Source organism: Spirillospora sp. NPDC052269 (assembly GCF_040679435.1).
Lineage (GTDB): Bacteria > Actinomycetota > Actinomycetes > Streptosporangiales > Streptosporangiaceae > Spirillospora.
The window spans coordinates 77,020-93,586 of record NZ_JBFAUU010000015.1 but is presented as its reverse complement, the minus strand read 5'-3'; the positions used below and the strand labels follow the sequence as shown (position 1 = coordinate 93,586).

Annotated in this window: 14 protein-coding genes; 5 read left to right on the top strand and 9 right to left on the bottom strand. The window is 71.0% G+C overall.

Annotation, left to right across the window (positions count from 1 at the left end):
- Nucleotides 1-77: 77 nt before the first annotated feature.
- The 9 genes from AB0L06_RS29900 to AB0L06_RS29860 form a co-directional block, all read right to left on the bottom strand.
- Nucleotides 78-1,505, bottom strand: a complete 1,428-nt coding sequence (locus AB0L06_RS29900; protein ID WP_500234452.1) for an APC family permease — start codon at nt 1,503-1,505, stop codon at nt 78-80.
- A complete protein-coding gene (locus AB0L06_RS29895; RefSeq protein WP_500234451.1) occupies nt 1,495-2,505 on the bottom strand; it encodes a universal stress protein in 1,011 nt (336 codons plus the stop codon). Before AB0L06_RS29895 ends, AB0L06_RS29900 begins: the two co-directional genes overlap by 11 nt.
- Nucleotides 2,502-3,941: an amino acid permease gene (locus tag AB0L06_RS29890; protein ID WP_500234450.1), complete on the bottom strand. Its 1,440-nt coding sequence runs from the start codon at nt 3,939-3,941 to the stop codon at nt 2,502-2,504. Before AB0L06_RS29890 ends, AB0L06_RS29895 begins: the two co-directional genes overlap by 4 nt.
- A gap of 140 nt (nt 3,942-4,081) precedes the next feature.
- Nucleotides 4,082-5,017, bottom strand: coding sequence for a carbamate kinase (gene arcC / locus AB0L06_RS29885; protein ID WP_500234449.1), 936 nt, complete (start codon nt 5,015-5,017; stop codon nt 4,082-4,084).
- A gap of 79 nt (nt 5,018-5,096) precedes the next feature.
- Nucleotides 5,097-6,101, bottom strand: a complete 1,005-nt coding sequence (gene argF / locus AB0L06_RS29880; RefSeq protein WP_500234448.1) for an ornithine carbamoyltransferase — start codon at nt 6,099-6,101, stop codon at nt 5,097-5,099.
- Between the two features lie 154 nt (nt 6,102-6,255).
- Nucleotides 6,256-7,497: an arginine deiminase gene (locus AB0L06_RS29875; protein WP_500234447.1), complete on the bottom strand. Its 1,242-nt coding sequence runs from the start codon at nt 7,495-7,497 to the stop codon at nt 6,256-6,258.
- Between the two features lie 101 nt (nt 7,498-7,598).
- On the bottom strand, nt 7,599-9,083 hold the full coding sequence (locus AB0L06_RS29870) for an amino acid permease (RefSeq protein ID WP_500234446.1): 1,485 nt from the start codon (nt 9,081-9,083) through the stop codon (nt 7,599-7,601).
- A gap of 449 nt (nt 9,084-9,532) precedes the next feature.
- Complete coding sequence (locus AB0L06_RS29865; protein ID WP_500234445.1) at nt 9,533-9,838, bottom strand: DUF3040 domain-containing protein; 306 nt, start codon at nt 9,836-9,838, stop codon at nt 9,533-9,535.
- A gap of 128 nt (nt 9,839-9,966) precedes the next feature.
- Nucleotides 9,967-10,869, bottom strand: a complete 903-nt coding sequence (locus AB0L06_RS29860) for a F0F1 ATP synthase subunit gamma (RefSeq protein ID WP_500234444.1) — start codon at nt 10,867-10,869, stop codon at nt 9,967-9,969.
- Between the two features lie 249 nt (nt 10,870-11,118).
- Between AB0L06_RS29860 and AB0L06_RS29855 the strand changes: the two genes are divergently transcribed.
- From AB0L06_RS29855 to polX, 5 genes are all read left to right on the top strand, one after another.
- Entirely contained in the window at nt 11,119-12,063 is a 945-nt protein-coding gene (locus AB0L06_RS29855) for an ABC transporter ATP-binding protein (protein WP_500234443.1), read from the top strand.
- 59 nt (nt 12,064-12,122) lie between these two features.
- Nucleotides 12,123-12,839 (top strand): ABC transporter permease, encoded by a 717-nt coding sequence (locus AB0L06_RS29850; protein ID WP_500234588.1) that lies wholly within the window; start codon nt 12,123-12,125, stop codon nt 12,837-12,839.
- A gap of 5 nt (nt 12,840-12,844) precedes the next feature.
- Entirely contained in the window at nt 12,845-13,780 is a 936-nt protein-coding gene (locus tag AB0L06_RS29845) for an EamA family transporter (protein WP_500234442.1), read from the top strand.
- 100 nt (nt 13,781-13,880) lie between these two features.
- Nucleotides 13,881-14,720 carry a proteasome subunit beta gene (prcB, locus tag AB0L06_RS29840; protein WP_500234441.1) on the top strand — a complete coding sequence of 280 codons (840 nt, stop codon included), beginning with the start codon at nt 13,881-13,883 and terminating at the stop codon, nt 14,718-14,720.
- 65 nt (nt 14,721-14,785) lie between these two features.
- Nucleotides 14,786-16,507: a DNA polymerase/3'-5' exonuclease PolX gene (gene polX, locus AB0L06_RS29835; RefSeq protein WP_500234440.1), complete on the top strand. Its 1,722-nt coding sequence runs from the start codon at nt 14,786-14,788 to the stop codon at nt 16,505-16,507.
- Nucleotides 16,508-16,567 lie beyond the last annotated feature (60 nt).

The following is a 16,567-nucleotide window of genomic DNA, read 5'->3' as shown; positions in this document are numbered from 1 at the left end:
TCCTTCCCCGCCTTCAACCGTTCGCCGGTGCCGTCGCTCACGCAGGCAAGGCTTACCTAACTTAGTTTTGGGGCTTTTTACCCGACCTGGGGGTTCTCGCCGCCCTGCTCCCGCAGCGCCTCGGCCCGGGCGGACCGCCAGCGCATGAACACGTAGACCGGGATGGCCACGAAGATCAGCAGGATGCCCTGGTAGACGGCGCTGTAGCCCGCCCCGGCCACGAGCCAGATCGTGAACCCGACGGCGATCGCGGAGACCAGCACGTCCCGGGCGAAGCGGAGCGCGGCCTCCGGACGTCCCGCCGGGCCGTGGTCGGTGAGCAGCCAGAGCAGCTGCGCGGCGGCGGAGTACACGTAGGGGACGGCGGCGGTGAACGTGGTCAGCAGCGCGAGCGCGGTGAACGCCGCCTTGAGCCCGCCGGCGTAGTTCAGCAGGGTGATCAGGGACGCGAGCACCCCCGAGACGACCAGCCCGACCCACGGGACGCCGCGCCGGTTCCGGCGCAGGAACATCTGCGGGAACAGCGAGTCGCGGGCGGCGGCGTAGGGCATCCGGGCGCTGATCAGCGTCCAGCCGACGAGCGTCCCGGCGCCGGAGATCACGGCGGCGGCGGCCATCGCCTCGTCCGCCCCGCTCCAACCGGGGATCAAGGCCGTGGCGGCCTGCGCGTAGGGGGCCGTGGAGTGCTCGAGCGCGGTGTGCGGGACGAGCCCGAAGACCGAGATCGTCCCGACGACGTAGACGACGGCCGCGGCGGCGGTCCCGATGACGGTGGCGCGCAGGACGTTGCGGCGGGGGTCGTGGACCTCCTCGGCGGCGACGGTGGCCGACTCGACGCCGAGGAAGCTGAACATCAGGACGGCGGCCGCGGCCGAGAGGGAGCCGAGCACATGGCCGCCGTGCGAGACGAACGGCCCGAAGTTCTGCCGCTGGATGAAGAAGAGCCCGACGAAGGCGATCAGCACGAGCGGGACGAACTTCAGGATGGTGGTGACCACCGCGATGACGCCCGCGCCGCGGACCCCGGCGAGGTTGGCGAGGACGGCCAGCCAGAGCGCGCCGATGGTGACCAGCAGGTTCGGGCCCCTGCCGTGCAGCGGGACGAGCACGTTCACATAGCCCGCCCAGGCGACGACGAGCGCTCCGTTGCTGGCCCAGGTGGTGATCCAGTAGGACCAGGCGGTGAGGAACCCGGTCAGCTCGCCGAAGGCGTCGCGGGCGTAGACGTAGGGCCCGCCGGTGTGCGGGAGCCGCCGGGCGAGCCAGCCGAACACGACGGCGAGCAGCACCGAGCAGACGCTGACGACGACGAACGCGACGATGCCGACCGTCCCGTAGCCGGCGATGGCTGCCGGGAGCTGGAAGACGCCGACGCCGATCACGTTGCCCATGACCAGCGCGGTCGCGGCGGGCAGCCCGAGCACGCGGCGGGGCCTGGGCTCGCCGGCGGCCGCGCCGGCCATCACGGCGCCGCCGCCGGAGCCCACCGCGCCGCTAGCGGGCATAGCCCCTCGGCAGCACCAGGACGGGCGCACAGGAGGCGCGGACGATCTTGCCGGAGCTCTCGCCGACGAACACCTTGCGCAGCGGCCCCTCGTGGCTGGACATGGTGGCGAGCAGCTCGCCGGGCAGCATGTCGACATTGTTCAGGGCCTTGTTGACGTGGGTGCCCTGGACGGCCTCGGTCTCGACGTCCTCGACGCCGCGTTCGGCGAGGGCCTTGCGGGCGAAGGCCAGGTCCTTCTCCGCCTGGTCGAACTGGCGCTGGACGACGTCGTCCGCGCCGAGGAAGCGGGCGGGCAGGCCGGACGGGCGCAGCACGAGCGTGACCAGCCGGACGGGGATGCCCAGGTCGACGGCGAAGGTGGTGACCAGGTCCATCGTGGCCTGGACGTCCCGGCGCCGGTAGTAGGCGACGCTGAGCCGCTCGAACCGGGCCGGCGGATCCTCGGCGTAGCCGCGCGGGGCGAGCATGACCGGGACGGGCGAGCCGTGCAGGAGCTGGTCGGCGGTGCTGCCGATCGCGATGCGGTCGCGGCGCCCGCGCGGCCCGGACCCGATGACGATCAGGGTCGCGCCGACCTCCTCGGCGACCTCGACCAGGCCGCGTCCGCTGCCCCGGTGGGCGTTCACCCGGTAGCCGACGCCGCGCTTGGGATGCTTCATCCCGGCCAGCCGCTCGGCGGCCTGGGCGCACGCGGCGGCGGACTGCTCGCGCAGGTAGGCGAGCCATTCGGCGTCCACCGAGCCGGCTCCGCGGGTGGGCCAGGCGGGCGGGTGGACGTTGGCGACGACCAGCGGGGCGCCGGCGGTGCGGGCGGCCAGCGAGGCGAGCGCGAGGGCGTCGTCGCCGCGGTCGTCGGGCGAGTAGCCGACCAGGACTCGTCCGCCGTTCCCGTTCCCGCCGCCCTTGCCGTTCCCGGCGTTCCTGCCGTTCCCGCCGTTCTTGCCGTTCCTCTTCGCGTTCCGGCCGTTGCGGCCCGCCGCGGACGTGGCGTCGGTCATGACGCCCCCTTCTCGATCGGTGGCTGCCCTGGCCCGCCGCCCCGCCGCCCGAGCAGCGAGTGGCGGCGGCTGTAGGCGAAGTAGACGACCAGGCCGACGGCCATCCAGATCAGGAAGATCTGCTGGGTCACGTGGTCCAGGGTGAAGATCAGCCCGGCGCAGAACAGCACGCCGAGGATCGGGGTGATCGGGTAGAGGGGGGTGCGGAAGCTGCGGCTCAGGTCGGGCCGGGACCGGCGCAGGACCATCACGCCGATGTTGACCAGGCCGAACGCGAACAGGGTGCCGATGCTGGTGGCATCGGCGAGGTGGCCGAGGGGGACGACGGCGGCGAGCAGGGCGATGAACCCCGACACGATGAGGGTGTTGGCGACCGGCACCCGGCGGCCCGCGCTGACCCGCTGGAACACCCTCGGCACCAGGCCGTCGCGGGACATCGCGAACAGGATGCGGGTCTGGCCGTACATCACCGACAGCACGACGCTGGCGATGGCGATGACCGCGCCGAACGACAGCACGGCCGACGGCCAGGCCATGCCCGTGGCGCGTTCCAGGACGAGCGACAGCGACGCCTCGCTCTCGCCCTGCTTGAACTCCGTCCAGGGCATGGCGCCGACGGCGGCGAGGCCGACCGCGACGTAGACGACGGTGACGATGACCAGGGAGCCGATGATGGCGAGCGGCAGGTCGCGCCGGGGGTTCTTGGCCTCCTCACCGGCCGTGGACGCCGCGTCGAAACCGATGTAGGAGAAGAACACCTTCGACCCGGCGGCCTGGATCCCGGCCCAGCCCATCGGCGCGAACGGCTTCAGGTTGGCCCGGTCGAAGGCGGTGAAGGCGATGACGCAGAAGAAGACCAGCACGCCGATCTTCAGGAACACCATGATCGTGTTGACCGTGGCGGACTCGGACGCGCCCTGCAGGAGCAGCAGCATCGCCAGCAGCACCACGACGATGGCGGGGATGTTGAGGTAGCCGCCGGAGCCGGGCGGGTTGCTGATCGCCGCGGGCAGGGTGAAGTGGAAGGTCTGCCTGAAGAAGTCGTTGAGGTACTGGCCCCAGCCGACCGCGACGGCCGACACCGACACGGCGTACTCCAGCAGCAGGCACCAGCCGCTGATCCAGGCGATCAGCTCGCCCATGGTCGCGTAGGTGTAGGAGTAGGACGACCCGGACACCGGGATCGTCCCGGCGAGCTCGGCGTAGGACAGCGCGGAGAACAGCGCGGTGACCGCGGCGAGGATGAACGACAGCACGATCGCGGGCCCGACGAGCGGCACCGCCTCCCCGAGCACCACGAAGATCCCGGTGCCGAGGGTGGCGCCCACGCTGAACATCGTGAGCTGGAGCAGGGACATCGAGCGTTTCAGCTCGCCCTGCCCGCCCTCTCGGACGATCTGGTCGACGGGTTTGGTCCGGAACAGGCTGTGCAGCATGGAACCTGATGAGGCGGTGGCCACGGTGGTCGCTGCTTTCGTCGGGAGCCGTGAGGCCGCTGAGCGGTGGTACGACGGGAGGGCGCCCGGTCCGCCCGTCCCGGACCGGTCACCCTGTGTTGTCGATCATATACTCCTGGTCACAACGTGCTGGCGAGCGGCCATGTGGCGTTCGGCGTCACGATCGTCCCCGCGGCCCCGTCCAGGATCTCCACGCACTGGTCGAGCTTGCCGATGGCGGCCATGTCACCGGTCTTCTCCACGAACCCGCAGACCGCGTCGATCTTGGGCCCCATGGAACCGGCCGGGAACTCCTCCGAGCGCAGCTCGAACGGCGTCGTGTGGCCGATCGCCTCGGCCTGCGGCGTGCCGAAGCCGCGCACCACGTTCGGCACGTCGGTGAGGATGAGGAAGGCGTCGGCCTCCAGCGTCTCGGCGAGCATCGCGGCGGTGGTGTCCTTGTCGATGACCGCCTCGACGCCCTCGAGCTGCCCGACGTCGTTGCGGATGACCGGGATGCCGCCGCCGCCCGCGCAGACCACGACGGTGCCGGTGCGGACGGCCTGCCGGATCAGCCGGGTCTCGATCACCCGCTGCGGCTGCGGCGACGGGACGACCCGGCGCCAGTAGTCGCCGTCCGGCTTGACCGTCCAGCCGTACTCCTGGGCGAGCTTGTCCGCCTCCTCCCGCGTGTAGACCTGGCCGACGAACTTGGTCGGGTTCTCGAACGCGGGGTCCACCGCCGACACCAGGGTCTGGTTGACCAGCGACAGCACCTGGCGGCCGGGCAGGGCGTTCTGCAGCGCCTGCAGCATCCAGTAGCCGATCATCCCCTGGGTCTCGGCGCCGATGGTGTCCAGCGGGTAGGGCCGGGTCAGGTTCGGGTCGTTGATGCTCTCCAGCGCCAGCACGCCGACCTGGGGGCCGTTGCCGTGCGTGATGATCAGCTCGTGCTTCTCGGCCAGCGGCGCGAGCGACCGCACCGCGGTCTGCACGTTGGCGCGCTGGATCTCCGCGTCGGGCTTGTCCCCGCGTTGCATCAGGGCGTTTCCCCCGAGTGCGACGACGACTCTCATGCTGTGTCCTCTGATTCGAAGGTCGAAGGGGCGGCTGTCAGAAGGCGAAGGCCGCGGGGCGGCGGCCTGCGGGCGCGGGTCAGCCGAGCGTCGCGACCATGACGGCCTTGATGGTGTGCAGGCGGTTCTCCGCCTCGTCGAAGACGATGGACGCCTCGGACTCGAAGACCTCCTCGGTCACCTCCAGGGCGTCCAGGCCGGTCTTGCGGTAGATGTCCTCGCCGACCGTGGTCTCGCGGTTGTGGAACGCGGGCAGGCAGTGCATGAACCTCACGTTCGGGTTGCCGGCCGCCTTCATGATCTCGGCGTTGACCTGGTACGGCTTCAGCAGCTTGATGCGCTCGTCCCAGATCTCCTTGGGCTCGCCCATCGACACCCACACGTCGGTGAGGATGTAGTCGACGCCGTGCACGGCCTCCCGCGCGTCCTCGGTGATGAGCAGCTTGCCGCCGGTCCGGGCGTTGATCTCCTGCGCGGGCTTGACGGCCAGGTCCTGGTCGGGCCAGAGGCTCTTCGGCGCGGCGATCCGGACGTCCATGCCGGACAGGGCGCCCGAGGTGATGTAGGAGTGCGCCATGTTGTTGCGGGCGTCGCCGAGGTAGGCGTAGGACATCGAGTTGAGCGGACGGCCGTTGCCGTGCTCGAACATGGTGAGCTGGTCGGCGAGCATCTGGGTCGGGTGCCACTCGTCGGTCAGGCCGTTCCAGACCGGGACGCCGGAGTACCGGGCCAGCTCCTCGACCGTCTTCTGGCTGTCGCCCCGGTACTCGATGCCGTCGAACATGCGGCCCAGCACGCGGGCGGTGTCCTTGGCCGACTCCTTGTGGCCCATCTGCGAGCCGGACGGCGGGAGGTAGGTGACGTGCGCGCCCTGGTCGTAGGCGGCGACCTCGAACGCGCAACGGGTCCGGGTGGAGGTCTTCTCGAAGATCAGCGCGATGTTCTTGCGCTTCAGGCGGGGCTCCTCGGCGCCGCTGCGCTTGGCCACCTTGAGGTCGGCGGAAAGGTCGAGCAGGTACTTCCACTCCTTGGGAGTGAAGTCCAGCTCCTTGAGGAAGCTGCGGCCGTACAGGTTGTAACCCATGGTCTCGGTGTCTCCGTTCGGGCGAGATGCGTGCGGGCGGTGCGCGTGCGGGCGGTGGGCGTCCGGTGGCGGGCGAGTGCTCCGGATGGACGGGCGGTGGGTGTGCGGGCCGGGACCCGGCGTGCCCGGCCCTCACACCCGGCGGCCTGGCGGATCAGGCGTCGCGCTCCATCGGGCAGCTCATGCAGCGGGGTCCGCCGCGGCCCCGGCCGAGCTCGCTGCCCCGGATCGTGATGACCTCGATGCCGTTCTTGGTGAGGTAGTTGTTGGTGGTGGTGTTCCGCTCGTAGGCGACGACGACACCTGGCTCGATCGCGAGGACGTTGGAGCCGTCGTCCCACTGCTCGCGCTCGGCGGCGAACACGTCCTGGTGGGGAGTGAGCACCTTGATGTCGTCCAGGTCGAGGGCCCTGCCGATGGCCCTGTGCATGTCCTCGGCCTTGTGGTCGGTGACCTTGAGCTCCTTCTCGGTGTCACCGGGCTCGACGGTGTAGGACGGCAGCATGCCCATCCCGGCGTACTTGGTGAAGACGCCGTAGTCCACCATCGTCATGACCGTGTCCAGGTGCATGAAGGCGCGCTTCTGCGGCATCCGCAGGGCGACGATCTTCTTGGCCGAGCCCTGCGCGAACAGGGACTTGGCCAGCATCTCCACCGCCTGCGGCTGGGTCCGCTCGCTCATCCCGATCAGCACCGAGCCCTTGCCGATGACCAGGACGTCGCCGCCCTCGATCGTGGCGGGGGCCATCGGGGTGCCCTCGTTCCAGACGTTGAACCCGCCCGCGTCCGGCCGGTTGTACCCGTCGGCGAACAGTGGGTGCCACTTGTAGATGGCCTCCATGTTCACCGTCTCGCGCATCCGGGCCTTCTTCTTCATGGCGTTGATGGACACGCCGTCGTAGACCCAGCAGGAGGTGTCCCGGGTGAACAGGTGGTTCGGCAGCGGCGGCAGGATGAAGTCGTCCAGCCCGATGGCGTGGAAGGCGATCGACGCGATGTCGTCCATCCGCTCCAGCAGCTCACGCTTGGTGATGCCGCCGATGAGGAACGAACCGAGTTCACGCAGGTCCATGGCGTCGAAGGCGTTGCGGATCCCGTCGGTGGCCAGCGGACCGAACCAGTGCGGGTCGATCACGTAGTCCAGGATGTGCTTCTTGGCCTCGGGGATCTCGATGGTCTCGCGCAGCAGGTCCAGCAGCAGGTGGACCTTGATGCCGCGCGAGCGCAGCACCTTCTGGAACTCCTCGTGCTCCTCGGTGGCGCGCTGCACCCAGAGGACGTCGTCGAACAGCAGGTCCGCGGCGTTGGACGGGGTGAGCCGCTTCAGCGACAGTTCCGGACGGTGCACGAGCACCTGGCGGAGCTTGCCGACCTCGGAATCGACGTGGAAGGACATTGTTCAGCCTCCTTGCTGACTTGCTGAGAAGTGGAAGTTCAGATGTGGGGCGGTCGGTGGCGGCGGCCTGCCGGGGCGGGCCCGGCGGGCCGCCGCGGGACTCAGCCGCCCGACTCGACGGCTCCGGACCCGCCGGACGGCCCGGAGGAGGCGGGCGGCGCGGGGGTGGGCGGCGTGGTCGCCACGCCCTCGCCCCTGGGGCCGTACTCGCCGCGCCGGCCCTTGGTCCAGATGTAGACGACGACGCCGATCAGCATCGCGAGGATGCCGAGCATGACGGCCTGCTCACCGGAGGCGTAGACGATCGCGAACGAGAAGACCAGGGCGATGACCGTCACCGTCATGTCCTTGGCCATCCGCGCCTTGTTGACCTCCCGTCCCCCGGTGACCAGCCAGAACAGCTGGGCCGCGGCGGAGAAGAAGTAGGGGATCGCGGTGGTGAAGGACGCGAACAGCAGGATCGTGTTGAAGGTGTTCTCGGACGCGTAGGCGAACAGCAGCATCAGGGTGGTCAGGCCCGTCCCGACGAGGATGCCGACGACCGGGGCCTCGCGCTTGGACAGCCGGCCGAACGACTTGGGGAACATGCCGTCCCGGGCGGCGGCCATGGGCATCTCGGCGACCAGCATCGTCCAGCCGTTCAGGGCCCCGATGCCGGAGATGATCGCGCAGACCGCCATCACGTTGCCCCACATGGAGCCGCCGAACATGTTGTTCAGGGAGTCCGCGAAGGGCGCGGTGGAGTTCATCAGCTGGTCGTGCGGGACGGTGCCGAAGACGGCGAGCGTGGCGAGCAGGTACATCACGCCGCAGGCCAGGACGCCGTACACGCTGGCCTTGCCGACGTTCCGCTCGGGGTTCTTGATCCGCTCGGCGACGATCGTCACCGACTCCATGCCGGAGTAGATGAACAGGATCAGTCCGAGGGACAGCGAGATCGCGCTCCACAGGGAGCCGCCGCTGGCGTTGAACGGGCCGAAGTTGGCGGACTTGATGAAGAACAGCCCGACGATGCCGACGAAGATGAGCGGGACGAACTTCAGCACCGTGGTGACGCTCTGGAAGAGCCCGATGTTCTTCACGCCGGTCAGGTTGATCAGCGCGGGGATCCAGATGCCGACCAGGCCGATGGCGATCTGCCCGGCGGTGTTGTTCCAGTGCAGGAAGTGGTTGACGTAGCCGACCCACGCGACCGCGATGCCGGCGTTGCCGCCCCAGGCGGTGAGCCAGAACGACCAGGCGCTCCAGAACCCCATGAACTCGCCGAAGGCGCTGCGCGCGTAGGCGTAGGGTCCGCCGGACGCCGGGATCCGCGCGCCGAGCTTGCCGAAGACCAGCGCGAGGGCGATCGCGCCGATCGTGGTGGCGATCATCACCGGGAAGCTGATGGTCCCGATCGCGGCCAGCGAGGCGGGCAGCAGGAAGATTCCCGTTCCGACGATGTTGCCGATGACCAGGGCGGTGGACTGCGGCAGCCCGAGCTTCCCGGCCTCGCCGAGCACCTTGGCCGGATGCGGTTCACCGGCCCTGTCGAGTTCGCCGGCCTCCCAGGCCGACGGCGTCGACGGTGTCGCTCGATCGCTCATATTCGGTGCCCCCTCGACCGATCCGATTCGCCCCCGCCGCACCAAACGATCATGCGACATGCGGGGAATTACCCCTGGGCTGGTTCAGGAAAACTCGCGAACGATCAAGACGTTAGTACGCCCGAAATGCGAGGGGCTTCGGGCGCTTTTCACATTTGCCGCGCGCAGGCCGTAACATGACCCGCGCTTGGCCCGCAGGGCTGCACGAACGCCGTCCACGCAGGCTTTCCGGGAGACTCGGCCCCGAGGTGTCGACGGATCGGGGACGCTTCTTTGACCGTCCTTTGCCCTCCGGACGAGGCCCACAGGTCACCCTTCGGCGAGGGGCGTGACGAGTGGTGACCGAGGCCACTTGAAACTCGCTAATTCACATGAGAAATAAACAACGCCCCGGCCGATTTCACATCGGCCGGGGCGTGCCCGGAAAGATTCGGGAAGTCGCCGAGAGGTCAGCCCCGACAGTTCCCGGCGAGCGCCTGGGCGGGGTGCCCGGCGCAGGCCGCCGGCCCGGTCCCGGCGTCCGCGCCGTCCGAGACGGCCGTGCCCGCGGTCATGACCGAGACCACCAGGAACGCGCCGATCAGCAGGGCTCCGACGAGCGCGACCGGGACGAGCGTCCAGCGCGACGGCAGGCCGAGGGCGCTGGTCTCGTAGCCGCCGAAGACCGAGAGGCGGTGGCCGAACTCGGGGTCGTCGGCGGTCAGGCGCCGCGCGATCTCCGTCAGAGTCCTGTGCTCGCCCGCGCTCAGCGCCATGTGGTCCCGTCCCCCCGGTCGGTCTTCCGCTTCCTGATTGAGGGACGGTTTTAGCCTGTTTTGAGCTTGATGTCCAGTTTTTAGGGAAGGCTTTACCCTTCGCCCCCGCCCGGACGGACGGCGGCGGATCAGTCGTTCCCGCTCGAGGCGAGCGCGTTGGCGCCGCCGACGATCTCGCTGATCTCCATCGTGATCTCCTCCTGGCGGGCCTCGTTCGCCTGCCGGGTGAGCGACCCGATCAGGTCGTTGGCGTTGTCGGTGGCGGCCATCATCGCGGCCCGGCGCGCGGCCTGCTCGGCGGCGGCCGACTCCAGCCGCATGTGCCACAGGCGCCCGTGGACGTACTGCCGGAGCAGGCCGTCCAGCAGCAGGAGCGGGTCCGGCTCGAAGTCGTAGCCCGCCTCGGCCTCTCCCTCCTCCTCCTCCACCTCCTCGACCTCGAGGGGCAGGATCCGGCGGACGGCCACCCGCTGCGTCAGCATCGACACGAACTCGGTGTAGACGACGTGCACCCCGCCGACGCCGCCCTCCTTGGTCGGACGGTCGAACGCCTCCAGCAGCTCCTGCCCGATCTCGGCGGTGGTCGCGTACTCGGGCCGGCCGGAGTCGCCGTGCCAGGACCGCTCGACCGGCACGCCCTTGAACCGGAAGTGGTCGATCCCCCGCTGCCCGGCCACGTACAGGACCGGCTCGCTGCCCCGCTCCCGCAGCCGCGTCATCAGCGACTCGCCCTGCTTGATCGCGTTGTTGTTGAACGCGCCGCAGAACCCGCGGTCGCTGGTCACCACCAGCAGCGCGACCCGCGAGACGTCGGGGTCCTCGTTCAGCAGCGCGTGGTCCATGCGGACGTGGTGGCTGATCAGCGCCTCGACGGACCGGGTCACCTGCCGCGCGTACGGCATGGCCTGGAAGAGCCGCAGCTGCGCCTGCGAGATCCGGGCGGCGGCGATCAGCTCCTGGGCCCGGGTGATCTTCGCCGTGGACTTCACCGAGCGGATGCGGTTGCGCAGTGCGCGCAGTTGAGCGGCCATGAGCGTCACGCTGCCACCGGCCCGGGCCTCCCCCACGCCGACGGGACCGTCCCATCACCGAAGCTTTGTCGGGACTTTCACGGACCTGCGTCCCAGGTCACGAGGGCCGCTCCGCATGGGTGGCAACGATCACGCCCGGCCCCACGAGAGCGGCCGGAACACCGGCGAAACGCCGAAGTGTCGACCGTCACAGCGCGGCACGGGCATCCCGGGCCGGAACCTCGGAGGGCCGGTCATAAACTCGAGGACATGGCACCCCCCGGAGACGACACCACCGCATCCGGCAGCGCGGTCCGGCTCGACGGACTGGTCAAGCGCTACGGAACCAGGACCGCGGTGGACGGGACGTCCTTCGGGGCCGCGCGCGGCGAGGTCACCGCGCTGCTCGGCCCGAACGGCGCGGGCAAGACCACCACGATCGAGATCTGCGAGGGCTTCCGGCGCGCCGACTCCGGCACCGTCCGCGTCCTCGGCCTCGACCCGGTCGCGGACGCCAAGGCGCTCAAGCCGCGCGTCGGCGTGATGCCGCAGTCCGGCGGCGTCCCCGGCACCGCGAAGGCCGGCGAGTTCCTCAGGCTCGTCGCCGCGTTCCACACCAACCCGCTCGACCCGGACGCGCTGCTCGAGCGGCTCGGCCTCACCGAGCACGCCCGGACCCCGTACCGGCGGCTGTCGGGCGGGCAGCAGCAGCGCCTCTCGCTGGCCCTGGCCATCGTCGGACGCCCCGAGCTGGTCTTCCTGGACGAGCCGACCACCGGCCTCGACCCACAGGCCCGCCACGCGACCTGGGACCTGGTCGCCGGGCTCCGCGACGCCGGGGTGTCGGTGGTGCTGACCACGCACTACATGGAGGAGGCCGAGCGGCTCGCCGACCACGTGGTGATCGTCGACCACGGCCGGGTCGTCGCGCAGGGCTCCCCCGCCGAGCTGACCGGCGCCGAACGGCAGCTGCGCTTCCGCGCCCGTCCCGGCCTCGGCCTGGACGAGCTGCTGGCGGCGCTCCCGGTGGGCAGCACCGCCAAGGAGTCGCCCGCCGGGCACTACCTCGTCGAGGGCGACGTCGGGCCGGAGCTGCTGGCGACCGTGACCGCCTGGTGCGCCTCGCACGGAGTCCTCGCCGAGGACCTGCGGATCGAGCGCCGCACCCTCGAGGACGTCTTCCTGGAGCTGACCGGACGGGAGCTGCGCTCGTGACCACCGCCGCCGAACGGCTCGACCTCACCCCCGCGCCGGGCGCCGTCGCGCTGCCCCGGATGATCGCCGCGCAGACCGGCTACGAGCTGCGCGCGCTGCTGCGCAACGGCGAGCAGCTGCTGCTGACGCTGATCATCCCGGTCGTCCTGCTGACGCTGTTCTCCGCGACGTCCCTGCTCGACCTCGGGCCGGGCCGGCGGGTGGACTTCCTCGCCCCCGGCATCCTGGCGCTCGCGGTCATGTCGACCGCGTTCACGGGGCAGGCCATCGGCACCGGCTTCGAACGCCGCTACGGCGTGCTCAAGCGGCTCGGCGCGACGCCGCTGCCCCGTGCCGGGCTGATCGCCGCCAAGACCCTCACCGTCGTCCTGGTCGAGATCCTCCAGGCCGTCGTGATCGGCGCGGTCGCGCTGGCGCTCGGCTGGCACCCGCACGGCGACCCGTTCTCCGTGGCCGTCCTGCTGCTGCTCGGCACCGCCGCGTTCAGCGGGTTCGGCCTGCTCATGGCCGGGACGCTGCGCGCCGAGGCGACCCTCGCCGCCGCGAACCTGGTCTACATCCTGCTGCTCGCGGTCGGCGGCGTGGTCTTCCCGCTGACCAAGTTCCCGGACGGCGTGCGCGCCGCGCTCGAGCTGCTGCCGATCTCCGCGCTCGCGGACGGGCTGCGGCAGGTCCTCCAGCACGGTGCGGCGCTGCCCGGCAAGCCCCTGATCGTCCTCGCGGTGTGGGCCGTCGCCGGCCTCGCCCTTTCCGCCCGTTTCTTCCGCTGGGAGTAAGTCCGTTGGCCCTCGCCGAAGCCCCCGGTTCGGCCGTTCCCGCAGCCGGCGCGTCCCGCGCCGCCCGTTTCTCGCTCGGCGCCGTCCCGCCGCCCGCGCTGATCCTGCTCGGCATCCTGTCGCTCCAGGTCGGGGCGGGCATCGCCAAGCACCTGTTCGGACAGCTGCCGCCCGCCGCGCTGGTGATGCTGCGGCTGGTCACCTCCGCGGCCGTCCTGGCGTTCGTGGCGCGCAAGGGCCTGCGGACGGTCCTGCGCGACCACTCGCGGCGCAGCCTGGCGGTCGCGGCGGGCTTCGGCCTGACGCTCGCGCTGATGAACTTCGCGATCTACCAGTCGTTCTCCCGGATCCCGCTGGGCGTCGCGGTCACGATCGAGTTCCTCGGCCCGCTGGCGGTCACGGTGTTCGCGTCCCGCCGTCCGCGCGACCTGCTGTGGACGGCCCTGGCCGCCGCGGGGGTCCTGCTCCTGGCACGCGGCGCCGGCAGCGCCACCGACCTGGTCGGCGTCGGGTTCGCGCTGTTCGCGGGGATCTGCTGGGCCTTCTACATCCTCCTCAGCGCCGCGACCGGACGCCGCTTCACCGGCTCCACCGGCCTCGCCCTCGCCAGCGTCGTCGCGACCGCCGCGATCCTCCCGGTCGGCATCGCCACCGGCGGCCCGAAGCTGCTCGACCCGCAGCTGCTCCTGCTCGGCGTGGGCGTCGGCCTGATGTCCTCGGTGATCCCCTACTCGCTCGAGCTCGAGGCGCTCCGCCGCATGCCGCCGCGCGTGTTCGGCATCCTGATGAGCCTCGAGCCGGCCGCCGCCGCGCTGGTCGGCGTCGTCCTGCTGGGCGAGGTGCTGTCCGGCCTGCAGTGGCTCGCGATCGTCTGCGTCATGGCCGCCTGCGCCGGCGCCACCCTCGGCGAGAAGACCCCGCCCGAGGCCCCGCAGGCCTGACCCGCCGCCCGGCGGGCGTGATGTGGCGGGCGGGCCGTGAGCGTGCGAGGATCGATCTCGGGACGGATCCGGCGTCCCGACGACAGCGAGAGGAGCCGCCGTGACCGGCCTGAACGACGAGCAGGGGTTGCCGCCCGAGTTCTTCGAGGCGGGACAGGCGTCGTTCGTGGACTTCCTGCGCCTGCACGCGCCCGACCTGCTTCCGGTGAACCGGACGCCCGAGGCCGCGCGCCCGCTCGAGCTGCCGCACGGCACCACGGTCCTCGCGCTCACCTTCCCCGGCGGTGTGCTGATGGCGGGCGACCGCCGCGCCACGCAGGGGCACCAGATCGCCTACCGCGAACTGGACAAGGTCCAGCGCGGCGACGACCACTCGGTGGTCGCGTTCGCCGGGACGGTCGGCCTGGCGATGGAGATGGTCCGGCTGTTCCAGGTCGAGCTGGAGCACTACGAGAAGATGGAGACCGTCCCGCTGTCGCTGCCGGGCAAGGCGCGGCGGCTCGGCGCGGTCGTCCAGGCGAACCTGGCGCAGGCACTGCAGGGCCTGGGCGTCGTGCCGCTGCTCGCGGGCTGGGACGTCGACGAGGGCGTCGGCCGCATCTACTCCTACGACATCACCGGCGCGCCCACCGAGGTGCGCCGGTACTACGCGGACGGCTCCGGCTCGCCGTACGCCTCGGGCGCGCTGAAGAAGCTGTACCGGGACGACCTGACCGAGGACGAGGCCGCCCTCGTCGCCGTCCAGGCGCTGTACGACGCCGCCGACGACGACTCGGCGACGGGCGGGCCCGACCTGTCCCGGCGGATCTACCCGTCGCTGGCCGTGGTCACCGCGGACGGGTTCCGCGCGTACTCGGGCGAGCGCGCCGGGGAGATCGCCGAGACCGTCGTCCGGGAACGCGCCGAGCACCCGGACGGCCCGGTCGCCCCGCTCCGCTGAACCGGGTTTCCGATCATGGCCCGCCCGGGCCGCGTTCTGTCGTAGGCGCCTCGTAGGCTGCCGGTATGGCACGCGCGAACGAGGAGGCCGCCGAGCTGCTGCGGGAGCTCGCCGACCTGCTGTCCATCACCGGCGGTGACGCCTTCAAGATCCGGGCCTACGAGAAGGCCGCCCGGGCGGTCGAGGGCTTCCCGGACGACATCTCCGGCCTCGGCCTCCCCGGCCTGCGGAAGATCCCGACGGTCGGCGAGGCGATCGCCAAGAAGCTGCTCGACTACAACCAGACCGGCACGATCCGGCAGGTGGAGGACCTGCGCGCCCAGATCCCGGCGGGGGTGCGGGCGCTGACCGAGATCCCGACGCTCGGCCCGAAGCGCGCCTACCAGCTGTACGACGAGCTGGGCATCTCCTCGGTCGCCGAGCTGTCCGAGGCGATCGGCGAGGAGCGCCTCAAGGGCGTCAAGGGCTTCGGCCCGAAGTCGGTGGAGAACATCCGGCACGGCATCGAGCTGCTGTCGCAGACCCGCGACCGCGCCCCGATCGACGTCGCCACCGGGCTGGCCGACGACGTCGTCGCCGCGATCTCGGCGCTGCCGGGCGTGGAGCGGTGCCGATACACCGGGTCGCTGCGGCGGCGGCGCGAGACCATCGGCGACGTCGACGTCCTGGTCGCCTCGGACGACCCGCACCCGATCATGGAGGCGTTCAAGGCGCTGCCGTTCGTCACCGAGATCATCGGGAGCGGCGACAAGAAGACCTCCGTGCGCACCTCCCGCGGCCTCCAGGTCGATCTGCGGGTCGTCCCGCCGGAGTCGTGGGGCGCGGCGCTGCAGTACTTCACGGGGTCGCAGGCGCACAACATCCGGACGCGCGAGATGGCCGTCCGGGCCGGGCTGAAGCTGTCGGAGTACGGCCTGTTCGACGTCGAGTCCGGCGCGCTGGTCGTGTCCGAGACCGAGGAGGAGGTGTACCGGCGGCTCGGGCTGCCCTGGATCCCGCCGCCGCTGCGCGAGGACACCGGCGAGATCGAGGCCGCGCTGAAGGACGAGCTCCCCCGGCTCGTCCAGGTGGACGACCTGCGCGGCGACCTGCACACCCACACCGACCTCACCGACGGCGTCGCGTCCCTGGAGGAGATGGTCGAGGCCGCCTCCGCGCGCGGCCTCGAGTACTACGCGGTCACCGACCACGCCCCCGACCTGGTCATGCAGCGGATGACCGACGAGAAGATGCTCGCCCAGCGCGAGCGGATCCGGGAGCTCCAGAAGCGCTACCCGGACCTGACGATCCTGCACGGCACCGAGCTGAACATCGGCCCGGACGGCTCGGTCGACTGGGACGCCGACTTCCTCGCGGGCTTCGACGTGTGCGTGGCGTCCGTCCACTCGCACTTCACCCAGAGCCGCGAGGAAGTGACCCGGCGCCTGATCACCGCGTGCGAGAACCCGCACGTCAACGTGATCGGCCACCCCACGGCCCGGTCGCTCGGCCGCCGCGCCCCCATCGACGCCGACTGGGACGAGGTGTTCCGCGCCGCCGCCCGCACCGGGACGGCGATGGAGGTCAACTCGTTCCCGGACCGGCTCGACCTGCCCGCCGACCTGGCCCGCCGGGCGCTGCGGCTCGGCGTGCGGTTCGCGATCGACACCGACGCGCACTCGGTCACCGACATGCGCAACATCCGGTTCTCAATCGGCACCGCCCAGCGCGCCTGGATCACGCCCGACGACGTGATCAACACCTGGCCGCTCCCCCGCCTCCGCGAGTTCCTCGCCAAGAAGGGCTGACGGAGCGGATCGCCCGAAGGCCCCGTCCGGAACGTCCCGGACGGGGCCTTCGACCATGTC

Excerpts from the sequence above, each read along its gene's own strand:
- AB0L06_RS29865 (WP_500234445.1), bottom strand. The coding sequence starts at position 9,838 with ATGGCGCTGAGCGCGGGCGAGCACAGGACTCTGACGGAGATCGCGCGG.
- AB0L06_RS29900 (WP_500234452.1), bottom strand. The coding sequence starts at position 1,505 with ATGCCCGCTAGCGGCGCGGTGGGCTCCGGCGGCGGCGCCGTGATGGCC.
- arcC (WP_500234449.1), bottom strand. The coding sequence starts at position 5,017 with ATGAGAGTCGTCGTCGCACTCGGGGGAAACGCCCTGATGCAACGCGGG.
- AB0L06_RS29895 (WP_500234451.1), bottom strand. The coding sequence starts at position 2,505 with ATGACCGACGCCACGTCCGCGGCGGGCCGCAACGGCCGGAACGCGAAG.
- AB0L06_RS29860 (WP_500234444.1), bottom strand. The coding sequence starts at position 10,869 with ATGGCCGCTCAACTGCGCGCACTGCGCAACCGCATCCGCTCGGTGAAG.
- AB0L06_RS29850 (WP_500234588.1), top strand. The coding sequence starts at position 12,123 with ATGATCGCCGCGCAGACCGGCTACGAGCTGCGCGCGCTGCTGCGCAAC.
- AB0L06_RS29890 (WP_500234450.1), bottom strand. The coding sequence starts at position 3,941 with ATGCTGCACAGCCTGTTCCGGACCAAACCCGTCGACCAGATCGTCCGA.
- AB0L06_RS29875 (WP_500234447.1), bottom strand. The coding sequence starts at position 7,497 with ATGTCCTTCCACGTCGATTCCGAGGTCGGCAAGCTCCGCCAGGTGCTC.
- AB0L06_RS29870 (WP_500234446.1), bottom strand. The coding sequence starts at position 9,083 with ATGAGCGATCGAGCGACACCGTCGACGCCGTCGGCCTGGGAGGCCGGC.
- argF (WP_500234448.1), bottom strand. The coding sequence starts at position 6,101 with ATGGGTTACAACCTGTACGGCCGCAGCTTCCTCAAGGAGCTGGACTTC.
- AB0L06_RS29855 (WP_500234443.1), top strand. The coding sequence starts at position 11,119 with ATGGCACCCCCCGGAGACGACACCACCGCATCCGGCAGCGCGGTCCGG.
- polX (WP_500234440.1), top strand. The coding sequence starts at position 14,786 with ATGGCACGCGCGAACGAGGAGGCCGCCGAGCTGCTGCGGGAGCTCGCC.